This window comes from Sphingomonas sp. 7/4-4 (assembly GCF_027941955.1).
In the GTDB taxonomy this organism is placed as follows: Bacteria; Pseudomonadota; Alphaproteobacteria; order Sphingomonadales; family Sphingomonadaceae; genus Sphingomonas.
Genome location: NZ_CP115960.1, coordinates 2888760 through 2903692 on the forward strand (window position 1 = coordinate 2888760; position 14933 = coordinate 2903692).

The window sequence follows — 14933 nt, forward strand, 5'->3', positions numbered from 1 at the left end:
GGAATGACCGACCTTCCCAAGCCGCCCGTCGCGGCCACTCGCCCGCACAGTTTCTCCATCCATGGCGTCACCATCGACGATCCCTGGGCGTGGCTGAAGGATCCCGGCTATCCGGAGGTCACCGACAAGGACGTGCTCGCCTATCTCGAGGAGGAGAACGCGTATTTCGAGAAGGTGATCGCGCCCTTGAAACCGCTCAGCGAGCGGCTGTTCAAGGAGATGCGCGGCCGGATCAAGGAAGACGAATCGACCGTGCCGCAAAAGGACGGCGACTGGCTCTACTGGACCGATTTCGAGACCGGCGGCGAATATCCGCGCTGGTGGCGCAAGCCGGTGAGCGGCGGTGAGGACCAATTGATCCTCGACGAGCCGGCGCTGGCCGCGGGCAAGGAATATTTCCGGCTTGGCGCGTTCAGCGTCAGCCCCGACGGGCGCTGGCTCGCCTACGCCGTCGACGATAACGGTTCGGAGCGGTTCGAAGTGCGGGTCAAGGATCTCGAGAGCGGCGAACTGCTGCCAGACACGATCCCGGGCATGCTTTCCGAGATCGTCTGGACCGCGGACTCGAAGGGCTTTCTCTACGGCGTCGCCAACGAGAATTGGCGCACCGACAATGCCCGCTGGCACAAGCTGGGCGAACCGGTGGAACGCGACGTCGAGCTCTTCAAGGAGGCCGATGAAGGCTATCGTGTCGCAGTAGGCGAGACGAGCTCGCGCAAATGGCTGGTGGTCGCGACCGGCGATCACCTGACCAGCGAAGCCTATCTGCTGCCGGCCGACGACCCTTCCGCACCATTGCTGTGCGTATCGCCACGCAAAGTCGGTCGTGAGTATGACGTCGACGAGCATGACGGGACATTGTTCATCCACACCAACGACGTGGATCCGCAATTCCGGCTGGTGACCGCCAGCATCGACAATCCCGGCGAATGGGCCGAACGGATCGGCCCTTCGAAACACTTTTACATGACCGGGGTGAACTGCTTCGCCGACTTCTTCATCGTCGAGGGGCGCGACGACGGGCTCGATCAGGTCGAATTGCACCGTTACGATCCTGCCATCCCACCGGTGCGGCTGCGCTTCCCCGAGGCGAGCTATGTCGCGGGGCTGGGCGACAATCCGGAATACGCTGTCGACACGCTGCGGCTGAGCTACGAATCGATGGTCACCCCGGGGACGGTGCAGGATTACGACGTCGCCACCGGCGCGATCACCACGCTCAAGGTCCAGGAGATACCGAGCGGCTACGACGCGTCGAAATACGGCACCGAGCGGCTGACCATCGCGGCGCGCGACGGGACGCAAGTACCGGTCTCGATCGTCTATCCGAAGGACTTCCCGCGCGACGGCAGCGGCAAGCTGTATCTCTATGCCTATGGCGCGTACGGCTATGCGATCCCGCCCGGCTTCTCGACCAGCCGGATGTCGTTCCTCGACCGCGGCATGGCGTTCGCGGTCGCGCATATCCGCGGCGGCGACGATCTCGGCCAGCAATGGTATCTCGACGGCAAGCTCGACAAGCGCGAGAACACTTTCAACGATTTCGTCGACGTGGCGAAGGGGCTGATCGAGTACGGCTATACCCACAAGGGCGGGATCGCGATCGCCGGGCGCAGCGCCGGCGGCGAGCTGATGGGCGCGGTGGTCAATTCGGACCCGGACCTGTGGGGCGCAGTGGTCGCCGACGTGCCGTTCGTCGACGTGCTCAACACGATGCTCGACGAGAGCCTGCCGCTAACCCCGGGCGAATGGCCCGAATGGGGCAATCCGGTGGAGGATCCCAAGGCATTCGAGCTGATCCGTTCCTACTCGCCCTACGACAATGTGAAGCCGCACGCCTATCCGCCGATGTTCATCTCGGGCGGGCTCAACGATCCGCGCGTTACCTATTGGGAACCGGCCAAATGGGCGGCGAAGCTGCGCGCGACCAGGACCGACGACAATGTGCTGGTGCTCAAGACCAACATGGGTGCGGGGCACGGCGGCAAATCGGGCCGCTGGGAGAGTTTGAAGGAAGCCGCCGACGAGATGGCGTTCGTGCTCTGGCAGCTGGGAGTGGAGGAATAGCGGGCCTGGGGCTGAGGAACCTCTTGCGGACTCGATACCGAGGGGCATTCCTCAGTCTTTCCTCACCTTCCGCTCATGCCGCGCGTTGCCGCCCATGCCACGATATGCCTTCAATTCCGCAGGAGGCGCCCAATGACCGGATCGAAGGAGCAAGCGAGCGGTAGCAGGAACTATGGTGCGGGAGTCGCAATCGCGGTCGTGACATCGTTTCTGACGGTGTGGACCACCGTGGTTCGCGACGATGGCCATGGCATCGGCTTTTTCCTGCTGGTCCTGGCCGCGGGCACAGGCGGGTTCGCCGCCTGGTTTCAGCCCGTAGGCATGGCGCGGACCATGGTTGGCGTCGCGATCATGCAGGCATTGCTCGGGCTGGCCATCGCAACCGCTCCGTCGACCGCGAACATGCCGGGCGGCCCGTTCAAGATCCTGCTGTTCAGTGGGGTCTTCATGATGCTGTGGCTGATATCGGCGGCTTTTTCCGCGCCGCCGGGAAAGCCTGAAGGAAGCCGCCGACGAGTTGGCGTTCGCGCCGTGGCAGCTAGGGGTGGGGGAGTAGCGCGCCCTCAATCCTCCCCCGGAGGGGAGGATTTGATATCGTCCGGCTACCGCCGCGCCCGTTCGATCAGCCGGCTCTCGCGGTGGCAGGTGTGGCAGAAGGCGAAGTCGAATATTTCGCTGAGCATCCAGGCCTGGCTTTCCAGATTCCATTCCGCCCACGCGTCGCGCGTCACCGCCACGCTGCCGCAGCGTTCGCACGCATATTCTACCCGAGGAGTTCTGCCTTCTGCCACGCGCGCATGGTGGCACGGTTCGGGTCCGCTTCGGAGCGAAGTGCCTCCGAAACGGAGAAGTCTGCGCCGATGATTGCCGTGGCGCCGATGCCGCGATAGCCTCGCCCCGGATCAGCGGGAGAATGGATATGCGGCGTACGACAATGGGGCTGGCGGCAGCGGCCCTGATGCTGGCGGGATCGGTCGCGGCATCGGCAGGCGGCCGTGCGGCGGCGCCCGACTCGCAGTCGGACGTCATTGCCGGGCGTCAGGCGGCATTCCGGATGTCCGGGGCATTGATGGGCAGCATGGGCGCGGTCGCGAAGAGCGGCGGCGACGTGAAGACGCAGGCGTTCGCGGCGCGCGCGCTCGCCAGCTGGGCCAAGGCGCTTCCCGGCATGTTCCCCGCCGGCAGCACGGCCGCCAATTCGGCCGCGCTGCCCGCCATATGGAGCGACCGGGCGACATTCGAGGCGCGTGCTGCGGACTATGCCGCGGCCGCCGACAAACTCGCCGAGTTGGCCAAAGCGGGCGACAATGCCGGCTTCGCGGCGCAGCTGGGTGCCGTCGGCAAGACCTGCGGCGCGTGCCATGACGGCTATCGCAAGCCCGAGGAGCGGCGTCCGGGCTGAGGATCAGCCGCGCGGCTGCTGGTCGGCGGGGACGGGAGTGAGCTCGTAGATGTCGAGCTGGCGCGCGTCGGCACCCGCCACCGCGAGGCGCCAGCGGAAGCCGCCGACGCGCTCGACCACGCCGACCATGTCGCGCGCGGGCTCGTTGCCATAGCCGAGCGAATTCTCACCGGCGCGGCGCTGGCGCGCGCCGAGAAAGACGTAGCGCTTGCCATCGGGGTAGAAATAGCCCGCCGCGGGATCGCTGCCGGTCTGCTTGACGAAAGCGACGCCTTCGTCGGTGGCCGAGACGAAGCAATAATCGTTCGTCGAACTGCGGGCGCTCGCCGCACCGCGCGGCGTAGTGCGCAGCCGGACGATGCGGCAGCGATAGGAACCGGGCGTGAGCGACGGCAGGTCGAGGCCGGCACCGGGATCGACCAGCTTGCCCTGGGCGGTGCGCACTCGGGCGGGCAGCCTGGCGTGGAGCTTGCCCCAATCCTCTCCCAGCCGATCGAGCCGGGCGTCATCCTCCGGGGTGATCGACTTGCGCCACTCGGGAACCTCCTCGATCGGCACGGGGGTCACCAGCACGACGCGCGGCGGCTTCTCCTGCGCCGCGCAGGCCGCGAGCAGGGAACACAAAACAATAGTGACGATGCGCCGGTACATTGGCCACCCTCCGATCAACGTCCGGATTGTCGAAAACTGTTATCGAAAAATGAACGTCGGGGGTTAACGAAAGGTAAACGGCGCGGGGCTTTGTTTGCAGCGCAGCGCAGAATGCGGAGGAAACTCCCGATGCCGCAACCCGGATACGCTGGGCATATGCGGCATCGGTGCGGGCAGAATCGACGAGCGCTGCGTTTGTTGCATCGCAACGGAGAAAAACCGCCGCTGGGGGAAAACTGTGGCGCGAAGGCCACGCTTCCTGGACCTCACATAGCCGAAGCTATTCGGCAGCGCGCGCCTCGGGCTCGTCCTCGTCCTCGGCGACATCTTCGGGCAGCGCCCAGACGAGATCGCCTTTCTGGAGCACGCGACCGTCGTGCGACTGGACAGTGACCTGCGCGATCGGCTTGCGGTCGCGCGTGTCGACCAGCACCGGGAAAGCGGGAACGCAGGTCTCCCAGCGCTCGCCCCATTGGCGGAGTGCGATCATCGTCGGGAGCAGCGCATAGCCCTTGTCGGTGAGGCGATATTCGATCTTCCGGCGATCCTCGGGGCACGGCCGCCGCTCGAGGATGTCCTTGTCGACCAGCCGCGCAAGGCGATTGGCGAGGATGTTGCGCGCGATGCCGAGTTCGGACTGGAACTCCTCGAAATGATAGAGTCCGTTGAACGAGCCGCGCAGGATCAGGAACGACCAGCGCTCGCCCATCGCTTCCAGCGCCGCCGGAAGGCTGCACTCTTTCGCCAGCTCGCGCAGCGACTCTCCGGACCGCACCACCCATGACTGAACACCTTACTCCAAATCGCCGATCCAGGGAAACGGCATAACGTATTGCAACGCAGCAAGAGTTTCTGCTTGCAACTTACTTCTATGTCAATTAGGTATTGATTCGCAACTGATGTTGCGAACAGAGGTTCCCCAGGAGGAAAACATGAACCGTTATCTTGCCGTCGCGGCAGCTGCCGCGGCCACGCTGGCGCTCACCCCTGCGGCCAGCTTCGCCCAGACCGCCCGCGGCTATTACGCCGCCACCCCGGTGACTTCGCCCGAGAAGACCAGCCTCGTCACGCGTTCGACGATCTGGAAGTGCGGCGAAGGCGTGTGCGTGGCGTCCAAGGCCAATGCCCGCGACAACATCGTCTGCGAACTCGTCGCCCGCGAAGTGGGCCAGCTCTCGGCCTTCCGCGTGAACGGCGCCGACTTCGACGCCGACGCGCTTGCCAAGTGCAACACGAAGGCACGTTGATCTGAGCGGTGCCAGCCCGCTCCCCATCCGGCCACCCAGAATATACTGCCGTTGGGTGGCCGGGTGGGAGCGGGCCGGCGCCGAACAATGAAGGCACGCTAAAACAACTATTTCGTTGCAATGCCGCAGCACGGGACGCCATCTAGGCCCCGTGCTGCGTCAATATGAACTTGTAGACCGGGTCCTCTCCTACGACCCACAGGCCGACGAGGCGCTGCTCAACCGCGCCTATGTGTTTTCGGTCAACGCGCATGGCAGCCAGAAGCGCGCCAGCGGCGACCCCTATTTCAGCCATCCGATCGAAGTCGCGGGCATCCTGACCGACCTGCATCTCGATGCGGAGACGATCGCCACGGCGATCCTCCACGACACGATCGAGGATACGGTCGCCACCCCCGAGGAGATCCACCGGCTGTTCGGCGACAATGTCGCGCGGATGGTCGACGGGGTGACCAAGCTCTCCAAGATCGAGGCGCAGACCGAGAGCGAGCGCGCCGCCGAGAACCTCCGCAAATTCCTGCTGGCGATGTCCGACGACATCCGCGTGCTGCTGGTCAAATTGGCCGACCGGCTGCACAACATGCGCACGCTCCATCACATCAAGAATCCGGACAAGCGCAAGCGCATCGCCCGCGAGACGATGGATATCTATGCCCCGCTCGCCGAGCGGATCGGCATGTACGAGTTCATGAAGGAGATGCAGACGCTCGCCTTCAAGGAACTCGAGCCCGAGGCTTATGAGAGCATCAGCAAGAGGCTCGACAGCCTGTCGGTCGAAGGCGAGGACCGGATCGCCAAGATCGCGTCGGGGCTCAAGCTGCTGCTCGCGCGCGGCGGCGTCGATGCCGAGATATCGGGGCGCGAGAAGCATCCTTATTCGATCTGGAAGAAGATGTCCGAGCGCCACGTCTCGCTCGAGCGGCTCAGCGATATCATGGCGTTCCGCGCGATCGTCGAGACCGAAGAGGAATGCTATCGCGCGCTCGGCGTGATCCACCGCCGCTGGCCGATGGTGCCGGGGCGGTTCAAGGATTACATCTCGACGCCCAAGCGCAACGGCTATCGATCGCTCCACACGACGATCATGCACGCCGGCGACACGCGCGTGGAGATCCAGATCCGCACCCGCGACATGCACGCCCAGGCCGAGTTCGGGCTCGCCGCGCATTGGGCGTACAAGCAGGATTCGGTGCGGCCGGACACGCAGGTGAGCTGGATCCGGGACCTGATCGAGATCCTCGAACATGCCGAAAGCCCCGAGGAGCTGCTCGAGCATACCCGGATGGCGATGTACCAGGACCGGATCTTCGCCTTCACGCCGAAGGGCGAGCTGATCCAGCTGCCCAAGGGCGCCACGCCGATCGACTTCGCTTATGCCGTACACACCGATCTCGGCGACCAGGCCGTGGGTGCCAAGGTCAACGGCAAGGTCGTGCCGCTGCGCACCGAGATCCAGCAGGGCGACCAGGTCGCGATCCTGCGCTCCAAGGCGCAGGAACCGCAGGCAAACTGGCTCAACTTCGCGATCACCGGCAAGGCGCGCGCGGCGATCCGCCGCCACATCCGCCACAAGGAGCGCGACGAGACCGTGGCGCTGGGGCGCAAGCTCTATGACGACATCGTCCGGCGGCTGCCGACGCCGCCCGGCGAGAGCGCGCTGACCGACGCGCTCAAGCGCTTGAAACTGGCCGACGAAGAAACGCTGATGGAGGCCATCGCGCGGCGCAAGCTGACCGACAGCCAGGTTCTCGAAGCCGTGATGCCCGGATCGACCGAGGGCGCCGAGCATGAATTGCCGACCCAGGCACAGGCGATCGAGATCAAGGGACTGACCCCCGGCGTCGCCTTCCATTTCTCCGAGGACTGCCGCCCGGTCCCCGGCGACCGGATCGTCGGCGTGCGCCGCGCCGGCGAGCCGATCGAAGTGCACCGCATCGATTGCGCGAGCCTCGCCGACACCGACGAGGAGGATTGGGTCGACCTGACCTGGGGCGACAAGGCCGAGGGCGGGACCGCGCGCATCGCAGTGACGCTGAAGAACGAGCCCGGCGCACTGGGCGCGGTGGCGACGCTGATCGGCCAGCAAAAGGCCAACATCCTCGGGCTCAGGATGGACAATCGCGACACCACTTTCCACACCAACACGATCGATCTCGAGGTCCGCAACGCGGCGCATCTGATGAAGCTGCTCGCGGCACTGCGCGCGGCAGACGTAGTGAATTCGGCCGAGCGGATTTGACCACCCCGTTTGGATTTTCATGTGACGCAGACCCCATGCGGCGTTACAGCGGCCGGTCATGAAGAGGCCCAAGCTTTCCATCGTCGTCCCCTGCTACAATGAAGAGGCGTGCCTCGAGATGCTCCACGCGCGCATCTCGGCCGCGGCGCAGGCGAGCGTGGGCCAGGATTACGAGATCGTGCTGATCAACGACGGCTCGCGCGATGCGAGCTGGAAGGTGATGCAGCGGCTTTCCGAAAGCGATCCGCGCCTCGTCGCGATCAACCTTTCGCGCAACCACGGGCACCAGCTTGCGCTCACCGCCGGGCTCGATCTGTGCGCGGGCGAGGAAATATTGATCATCGACGCCGATCTGCAGGACCCGCCCGAATTGCTGACCGACATGCGCGCGGCGATGAAGAGCCAGGGCGCCGATGTCGTCTATGCCGTTCGCCGCAAGCGCGACGGCGAGACGATCTTCAAGAAGATCACCGCCGCCTTTTTCTATCGCATGCTCGACCGGATCACCGACACGCCGATCCCGCTCGACACCGGCGATTTCCGGCTGATGACCCGGCGCGCGCTCGACGCCTTCCTGTCGCTGCCCGAGCAGGCGCGGTTCATCCGCGGGATGGTGGCGTGGATCGGGTTCAAGCAAGTGCCCTTTCCCTATGACCGCCATGAGCGGCATGCCGGCGAGAGCAAATATCCGCTGGGCAAGATGATCCGGTTTGCGCTCGACGCGATCACCGGCTTCTCGACCGCACCTTTGCGCTTCGCCAGCCATGTCGGGCTGCTGCTGACCGGCGCCTCGGCACTGCTCGTGCTTTACATCCTGGTCGGATGGCTGTTCGGCCGGGCGATCCCGGGCTGGACCTCGCTGATGCTGGTCGTGGTGGTGCTCGGCGCGGTGCAGATGTTCGTGCTGGGGATGATCGGCGAATATCTCGGACGGCTCTATGTCGAATCCAAGCGGCGGCCCTTGTATCTGGTCGCCGATGTCGCCGGACCGGTGCGCGGGCATGCCTCGCTCGGCTACCGCTTCGAGGATTCGGGCGAAGTCAGCGTCTCGCCGCAGACGGTGCGAAGCGAGGCGGCGGAGTAGTCCATCCCGTCATCCCGGCGAAGGCCGGGATCCAGAGCCCAGCAGGACTGTCGGGACAGAGTAAGGATCTAGGCATGCGATTGCCGGAGACCGCCACACTTGCCGCCACGGTCGGCGCGGCCCATGAGGCCGCCATGGATCCCTGGTCGCAGCCCTTCACGGTGGACGGTAACCGGCTGACGATGCTGCCCAAGGGGCCCGAACGGATGGAAGCGCTGCTTGCGCTGATCCGCTCGTCGGAACGGACGCTGCGGGTTCTGTACTATATCTACGTCGACGACGCCGCTGGTGCCGCGATCCGCGACGCACTGATCGCGGCCGCGAAGCGCGGTGTGAAGGTGCACCTCATCGTCGACGGGCTGGGCAGCGAGCATGCCGCCGCTCGCCACTTCTTCGATCCGTTGCACGCGGCGGGGGTAGACGTGTGCCGCTTCGTGCCGCGCTGGGGGCGACGCTATCTGCTGCGCAACCACCAGAAGCTTGCCTTGGCCGACGAATCACGCGTGATCATTGGCGGATTCAACATCGAGGACAGCTATTTCGGCACCCCCGAGCAGAACGCCTGGCGCGACCTGGGGCTGATCGTCGAAGGACCGGCGGCCGCCCGGCTGGTCGGCTATTTCGATGCGCTCTCGCGCTGGGCGAAGCGGCCCCGCGCATCGATGCGCTCGCTTGCGCGCATGCTCAATTCGTGGAGCGAGCCCGAAGGCGCGGCCCGCTGGCTGCTGGGCGGCCCGATGCGGCGGCTCTCGCCCTGGGCGCGAGTGGTCAAGCGCGACATGCAGCGGGCGCGGGCGATCGACCTGATCACTTCCTATTTCACGCCCAATCCGGCGATGCTCCGCCGGCTCGACAAAGCGGGGAAGCGCGGGCGGGTGCGGCTGGTGCTGCCGTCCAAAGTCGATCACACCGCTTCGCTCTGGGCCGCGCACTTCACTTATGCCGGCCTGCTGCGCAAGGGCGTGCAGATCTACGAATACCAGCCGTGCAAGCTGCACACCAAGCTGTTCGTCATCGACGACGTCGTCTACATCGGCTCGGCCAATTTCGATATCCGCAGCATGTTCCTGAACCTCGAACTGATGCTCAGGATCGAGGACAGGAAGTTCGCGGCGCATGTCCGGCGCTTCGTGGAGGGCGAGATCGCCCAGTCCGAGCTGATAACCGCCGAAATCCACAAGGCGCGCACGGGGGCATGGACGCGGGTCAAGCAATTCGCCGCTTATTTCGTGATGACCGTGCTCGACTATAACGTCACGCGACGGCTCAATTTCGGCACTCCGCAACGGCGGCGGCGCGGCTAGCTCCGCGCGATGTCGAAAGCGCGGGCGAAGATGTCGGCGGCGTAGCGCGCTTCCTTCTCGACATCGGCCGGAGTCGGCTCGACGATTCCCCACAGCACACGCTGGTGGAGTCCGCCGATGCAGAGGCTGGCGAGCACGCTGGCGGCGGCGAGCGGATCGTCTTCGCGCATGTGCCCCGCCGCCATCTCGTGCAGGAAGAAATCGGCGAGCATCCGCTGGGTCGGCTGCGGCGCGCGGCGGAAGAAGATCTCGCCGACCTCGGGGAAGCGGCCCGCTTCGGCCGCGATCAGCCGGTGCAGCCGGATGCCGTCCTCCATCGTGATCTTGCCGATGAAGCTGTGGCAGAAGGTGACGATCGTCGCATAAAGATCGGCCGAAGGCTGGAGCACGCTGCTCAGCTGCTGACGATAGGCCACCGTCGCGTGATCGAGCACCGCGGCGAACAATTCTTCCTTCGAGGGAAAATAGCTCCATAGCGTGCCCTTCGAGCCGCCGAGCTCGGCCGAGATCGCCGACATCGACGTTCCCGAATAGCCGCTCTCGAGGAAACTGCGCTTGGCAACCTCCAGGATCGCCAGCCGCCGCTCTTCCTTGCGCGCCTCGCGCTTGCCGGGCGCCTTATCCGTTAGAGTTTCCATAACCGTACTATAGGGTACGATTTTCTATTGACAAGGCGCGAGGCCGAGACCATTTGCGCAGCCGTACCCTCCAGTACGGTATATAAATTCATGATCGCTTCCCGTTTCCGGCCTGCCCTTCTCTCGACGCTGGCCCTTCCTCTCCTGTTTTCCGCCTGCGCGCCGGTGCCGCAGCTCGGCGCGCGGCCCGAAGTCCGCACCGGCGACAGCTATGCCGCAAGCCAGACGCTCGCCCCTGCCGTCACGGCCTCGGCCTGGCCGGCCACCACTTGGTGGACCGATTATGGCGACGCGCAGCTGACCGCATTGATCGAAGAGGGCCTGACGGACGCGCCCGATCTCGCCGCCGCCGCCGCGCGGCTGCGCTCGGCCCAGGCTTTCGCCCAACAGGCCGGTGCCGCCCGGCTGCCCTCGATCGGACTCGATGCGAGCGCGACCGAGGCCAAGCAGAGCTACAACAACGGCATCCCCGCCGCGTTCGTGCCGCAGGGCTGGAACGACAGCGGGCGCGTCGCTGCCAGCCTGAGCTTCGACCTGGATCTGTGGGGCAAGAACCGCGCCGCGCTCGCCGCCGCGACATCGGACGCCGAAGCGGCACGGATCGAGCTCGAGCAATCGCGGCTCGTCCTCTCGACCAATATCGCCGGCGCCTATGCCGATCTCGCACGCCTCGCCGCCGAGCGCCGGGTGCAGGAGAATGCGCTGAGCATGCGCACCCAGACGCAGAAGCTGGTCTCGGACCGCGTCGCCGCCGGCCTCGATACCCGCGCCGAGCTCAAACAGGCCGATTCGGCCGTCCCCGCCGCGCGCGCCGACCTTGCCGCGACCGACGAGGCGATCGGCCTCACCCGCAACCGCATCGCCGCCCTGCTCGGCAAGGGTCCCGATCGCGGCCTGACCATCGCCCTGCCCGCCGCGCCCGCCGAAGCGCGTTCGCTGCCCGCCGGCGTGACCACCGACCTGATCGGCCGCCGCCCCGACGTCGCCGCCGCGCGCGCCCGGGTCGAGGCGGCGGCCAGCCGGATCAAGGTGGCGCGGGCCGATTTCTACCCGTCGGTCAATCTCAGTGCGCTGATCGGATTCCAGTCGCTCGGCCTTTCCAACCTGTTCGACAGCGGATCGACCTTCGGCCAGGCGGGCCCGGCGATCAGCCTGCCGATCTTCCGCGGCGGGCAATTGGCCGGCCAGTATAAGGGCGCGCGCGCCAGCTATGACGAAGCGGTCGCCAATTACGACGGCATTGTCGCCACGGCGTTCCACGAAGTCGCCGATGCCGTGACCAGCCAGCGCGCGCTGGGCACGCGACTGTCCGAAAGCCGGCAGGCGCTGGCCGATTCGGAAGCCGCCTATTCGATCGCCAGGCAACGTTATGAAGGCGGCCTGTCGACCTTCCTCGATGTTCTGACTGCCGAAGAGAGGGTGCTGCAGAACCGCCAGATCGTCGTCGACCTCGAGGCGCGGGCGTTCACGCTCGACGTCCAATTGGTCCGCGCGCTCGGCGGAGGCTTTTCCAACAACATCGCGGCTAGCCCCGCACGCAAGGATTCGACCAATGGCTGACGCAGATCCCGCAGGCCTCCAGTTGCGCACCGACGAGGAAGCGCCGAAGCCCAACACGCTCCGCAAGAAGCTGCTCGGCGGCATCGCCGCCGCGGTCCTGCTCGCCGGCGCCGGCTATGGCGGCTGGTATGTTCTGGTCGGCAGCCACCATGTGAGCACCGACAATGCCTATGTCGGCGCCGATACCGCGAGCGTGACTCCGATGGTCGCCGCGCAGGTACTGAATGTCCGCGTTTCGGACACCCAGGCGGTGCGCAGGGGCGACGTGCTGGTCCAGCTCGACGACAGCGATGCGCAGATCGCCCTCGCGCAGGCCGAGGCCGAACTCGCGCGGACCCGCCGCCAATATGGCCAGACTTCGGCGACCAGCACGGCGCTCGCCGCGCAGGTCGACGCCCGCAATGCCGATATCGCGCGTGCCCGCGCCCAACTCGTCTCCGCACAGGCGGATTACGAGCGGGCACGCGTCGACCTCGCCCGGCGCCAGCGCCTCGCCCCCAATGGCGCGGTGTCGGGCGAGGAACTCTCGTCCGCGACCAATGCCTTCGCTTCGGCAAGGGCAGCGCTCGAACTGGCCCGCGCGGGCATCGCACAGGCCAGCTCGACCAAAGGCGCGGCGAGCGGCGAACTGGCCGCCAACAACGCGCTGATCAGCGGCACCACGGCCAACAACGCGCCCGAAGTGCTCGCCGCACAGGCTAAGGTGGCACAGGCGAAGCTCGATCTGGAGCGCACCGTGATCCGCGCGCCGATCGACGGCGTGATCACCCGGCGCAACGTCCAGATCGGCCAGCGCGTCGCTCCCGGCACTGCGCTGATGCTGATCGTCCCGGTCGCCCAGCTCTATGTCGACGCCAATTTCAAGGAAGGCCAGCTTACCCAAGTCAAGGTCGGCCAGGCGGTGACGCTCACTTCCGACCTCTATGGCGGCGATGTCGAATATCACGGCAAGGTCGTCGGGCTTTCAGGCGGCACGGGATCGTCGTTCGCGCTGATCCCGGCGCAGAACGCGACGGGCAACTGGATCAAGGTGGTCCAGCGCCTGCCCGTCCGCGTCGCGCTCGATCCGAAGGAATTGCAGGCGCACCCGCTGCGGGTCGGCCTCTCCATGGACGCCGAGATCGACGTCTCCGCCAAGTAAGGACGGTTCGAAATGAACGCCAAGGCCGAGGCAGCGGCGCCGCTCACCGGGTTCCGCCTCATCCTCGCGGGCGCAGTGCTCGCGCTCACCAACTTCATGGTGGTGCTCGACACCACGATCGCCAACGTCTCGGTGCCGCACATCGCCGGCAGCCTCGGCATTTCGAGCAGCCAGGGGACGTGGATCATCACCTCCTATGCGGTCGCCGAGGCCGTGTGCGTGCCGCTGACAGGCTGGCTTGCCACCCGGTTCGGCACGGTCCGCACCTTCGCTTTCGGGATGATCGGGTTCGGCATCTTCTCCTTGCTGTGCGGCATGTCGACGTCGCTCGGCATGCTCGTCGCCTGCCGGATCGGGCAGGGGCTGTGCGGCGGCCCGCTGATGCCGCTCAGCCAGACGCTGCTGATGCGCATCTTCAAGCCCGAGCAGCGCGCCCAGGCGATGGGCGTGTGGGCGATGACTACGGTTACCGCGCCGATCCTCGGCCCGATCCTTGGCGGCACCATCTCTGATTCCTGGTCCTGGCACTGGATCTTCTTCATCAACTTGCCCGTGGCGGCACTCTGCGCGTTCGGCGCGATGCGGCTGCTGCGCTCGTCGGAGACCAAGACCGAGAAGATGCGAAGCGACGGCGTCGGCCTCGCACTGATGCTGCTGTGGATCGGCGCGCTGCAAATCATGCTCGATCTCGGCCGCGAGCATGACTGGTTCAGCGATCCGACGATCGTCGCGCTGGCCGTGATCGCCGCCGTGGGACTGGTCGTATTCCTCGCCTGGGAGCTTACCGAGGGCCAGCCGATCGTCGACCTGCGGGTGTTCCGGCATCGGGGATTCACGGTGGCGGTGGCGTCTTTGTCCTTCGCCTTCGCGACGTTCTTCGCATCGGCGGTGATCATCCCGCAATGGCTGCAGACCAGCATGGGCTACACCGCCACTTATGCGGGCTATGCCACCGCGTTCACCGGCGTGGCGGCGGTGATCATGTCGCCGATCGTCGCCAAGCTATCGACGAAGGTCGATCCCCGCGCGCTGGTGTGCTTCGGCATCCTCTGGCTCGGCATGACCTCGCTGCTGCGCGTCCACTGGAACAGCGGGGCGGATTTCTGGACGCTCGCCTTCCCGCAATTGCTCCAGGGCTTCGGCATGCCGTTCTTCTTCATCCCGCTGACGACCCTCGCGCTCGCCGCGGTGGAACCGGAGGAGACCGCCTCGGCGGCGGGCGTGATGAGCTTCCTGCGCACCATGGCGGGCGCGATCGGCACGTCGGTCTCGGCGACGATGTGGGACGACAGCAGCCGGGTTGCCCGCAGCGAGATCGTCTCCAGCCTGAACACCCAGGGCACCAGCGACGCACTCGCGGCGCAGGGCTTTTCGGTGGATCAGATCCGGGCGGTGATCGCGCAGCTCGTCGACAAGGAAGCCCTGGCAGTGGCGACCACGCACATCTTCCTGATCTCGGCAGTGGTGTTCGCCTTCGCGGCGATGATCATCTGGCTCACGCCGCGGCCTTCACGGACGGTCGAGATGGGGGCGGCGCACTAACCGCCCCCGCCGTCATCCCGGCGGAAGCCGGGATCCGGAGTCAAATCGGACAGCATTC

13 protein-coding genes are annotated in these 14933 nt (G+C 66.0%); 10 read left to right on the forward strand and 3 right to left on the reverse strand.

From position 1 onward, the window contains the following. Window positions 1-3: 3 nt before the first annotated feature. The 3 genes from PIB19_RS14610 (at window position 4) to PIB19_RS14620 (ending at window position 3469) form a co-directional block, all read left to right on the forward strand. A complete protein-coding gene (locus PIB19_RS14610) occupies window positions 4-2067 on the forward strand; it encodes a S9 family peptidase (RefSeq protein WP_271237954.1) in 2064 nt (687 codons plus the stop codon). 132 nt (window positions 2068-2199) lie between these two features. Next, complete coding sequence (locus PIB19_RS14615; protein WP_271237955.1) at window positions 2200-2931, forward strand: hypothetical protein; 732 nt, start codon at window positions 2200-2202, stop codon at window positions 2929-2931. 55 nt (window positions 2932-2986) lie between these two features. Next, a complete protein-coding gene (locus PIB19_RS14620; protein ID WP_271237956.1) occupies window positions 2987-3469 on the forward strand; it encodes a cytochrome c in 483 nt (160 codons plus the stop codon). A gap of 3 nt (window positions 3470-3472) precedes the next feature. On the opposite strand, the gene PIB19_RS14625 is transcribed toward PIB19_RS14620, so the two are convergent. Both PIB19_RS14625 and PIB19_RS14630 read right to left on the reverse strand, forming a co-directional pair. Beyond that, the gene (locus tag PIB19_RS14625; RefSeq protein ID WP_271237957.1) at window positions 3473-4120 is read right to left on the reverse strand and encodes a DUF4893 domain-containing protein; all 648 of its coding nucleotides are present in this window, start codon (window positions 4118-4120) and stop codon (window positions 3473-3475) included. A 280-nt stretch (window positions 4121-4400) separates the two neighbouring features. Beyond that, window positions 4401-4829, reverse strand: a complete 429-nt coding sequence (locus PIB19_RS14630; protein WP_271240995.1) for a winged helix-turn-helix transcriptional regulator — start codon at window positions 4827-4829, stop codon at window positions 4401-4403. A 223-nt stretch (window positions 4830-5052) separates the two neighbouring features. On the opposite strand from PIB19_RS14630, the gene PIB19_RS14635 reads away from it, so the two are divergent. The 4 genes from PIB19_RS14635 (at window position 5053) to PIB19_RS14650 (ending at window position 9994) form a co-directional block, all read left to right on the forward strand. After that, complete coding sequence (locus PIB19_RS14635; RefSeq protein WP_056610293.1) at window positions 5053-5367, forward strand: CC_3452 family protein; 315 nt, start codon at window positions 5053-5055, stop codon at window positions 5365-5367. Between the two features lie 151 nt (window positions 5368-5518). Beyond that, window positions 5519-7606 (forward strand): RelA/SpoT family protein, encoded by a 2088-nt coding sequence (locus PIB19_RS14640; RefSeq protein ID WP_271237958.1) that lies wholly within the window; start codon window positions 5519-5521, stop codon window positions 7604-7606. A gap of 58 nt (window positions 7607-7664) precedes the next feature. Continuing rightward, the gene (locus tag PIB19_RS14645; protein ID WP_271237959.1) at window positions 7665-8690 is read left to right on the forward strand and encodes a glycosyltransferase family 2 protein; all 1026 of its coding nucleotides are present in this window, start codon (window positions 7665-7667) and stop codon (window positions 8688-8690) included. Window positions 8691-8824: 134 nt separating this feature from the next. Next, window positions 8825-9994: a phospholipase D-like domain-containing protein gene (locus tag PIB19_RS14650; RefSeq protein ID WP_271240996.1), complete on the forward strand. Its 1170-nt coding sequence runs from the start codon at window positions 8825-8827 to the stop codon at window positions 9992-9994. Here PIB19_RS14650 and PIB19_RS14655 read toward each other — a convergent pair. Further along, window positions 9991-10632, reverse strand: coding sequence for a TetR/AcrR family transcriptional regulator (locus PIB19_RS14655; RefSeq protein ID WP_271237960.1), 642 nt, complete (start codon window positions 10630-10632; stop codon window positions 9991-9993). The genes PIB19_RS14650 and PIB19_RS14655 overlap by 4 nt on opposite strands. A 90-nt stretch (window positions 10633-10722) precedes the next feature. On the opposite strand from PIB19_RS14655, the gene PIB19_RS14660 reads away from it, so the two are divergent. From PIB19_RS14660 to PIB19_RS14670, 3 genes are read left to right on the forward strand one after another with little or no spacing between them, the layout of a single operon-like run. Continuing rightward, entirely contained in the window at window positions 10723-12192 is a 1470-nt protein-coding gene (locus PIB19_RS14660; RefSeq protein ID WP_271237961.1) for an efflux transporter outer membrane subunit, read from the forward strand. Continuing rightward, complete coding sequence (locus tag PIB19_RS14665) at window positions 12185-13333, forward strand: HlyD family secretion protein (protein ID WP_271237962.1); 1149 nt, start codon at window positions 12185-12187, stop codon at window positions 13331-13333. Before PIB19_RS14660 ends, PIB19_RS14665 begins: the two co-directional genes overlap by 8 nt. Before the next feature lie 12 nt (window positions 13334-13345). Next, complete coding sequence (locus tag PIB19_RS14670) at window positions 13346-14875, forward strand: DHA2 family efflux MFS transporter permease subunit (protein ID WP_271237963.1); 1530 nt, start codon at window positions 13346-13348, stop codon at window positions 14873-14875. Window positions 14876-14933: the final 58 nt, after the last annotated feature.

Bases quoted from the DNA above. Each gene is read 5' to 3' on its own strand.
- PIB19_RS14610 (WP_271237954.1), top strand. From the start codon at position 4: ATGACCGACCTTCCCAAGCCGCCCGTCGCGGCCACTCGCCCGCACAGT.
- PIB19_RS14615 (WP_271237955.1), top strand. From the start codon at position 2,200: ATGACCGGATCGAAGGAGCAAGCGAGCGGTAGCAGGAACTATGGTGCG.
- PIB19_RS14620 (WP_271237956.1), top strand. From the start codon at position 2,987: ATGCGGCGTACGACAATGGGGCTGGCGGCAGCGGCCCTGATGCTGGCG.
- PIB19_RS14625 (WP_271237957.1), bottom strand. From the start codon at position 4,120: ATGTACCGGCGCATCGTCACTATTGTTTTGTGTTCCCTGCTCGCGGCC.
- PIB19_RS14630 (WP_271240995.1), bottom strand. From the start codon at position 4,829: ATGGGCGAGCGCTGGTCGTTCCTGATCCTGCGCGGCTCGTTCAACGGA.
- PIB19_RS14635 (WP_056610293.1), top strand. From the start codon at position 5,053: ATGAACCGTTATCTTGCCGTCGCGGCAGCTGCCGCGGCCACGCTGGCG.
- PIB19_RS14645 (WP_271237959.1), top strand. From the start codon at position 7,665: ATGAAGAGGCCCAAGCTTTCCATCGTCGTCCCCTGCTACAATGAAGAG.
- PIB19_RS14650 (WP_271240996.1), top strand. From the start codon at position 8,825: ATGGATCCCTGGTCGCAGCCCTTCACGGTGGACGGTAACCGGCTGACG.
- PIB19_RS14655 (WP_271237960.1), bottom strand. From the start codon at position 10,632: ATGGAAACTCTAACGGATAAGGCGCCCGGCAAGCGCGAGGCGCGCAAG.
- PIB19_RS14660 (WP_271237961.1), top strand. From the start codon at position 10,723: ATGATCGCTTCCCGTTTCCGGCCTGCCCTTCTCTCGACGCTGGCCCTT.
- PIB19_RS14665 (WP_271237962.1), top strand. From the start codon at position 12,185: ATGGCTGACGCAGATCCCGCAGGCCTCCAGTTGCGCACCGACGAGGAA.
- PIB19_RS14670 (WP_271237963.1), top strand. From the start codon at position 13,346: ATGAACGCCAAGGCCGAGGCAGCGGCGCCGCTCACCGGGTTCCGCCTC.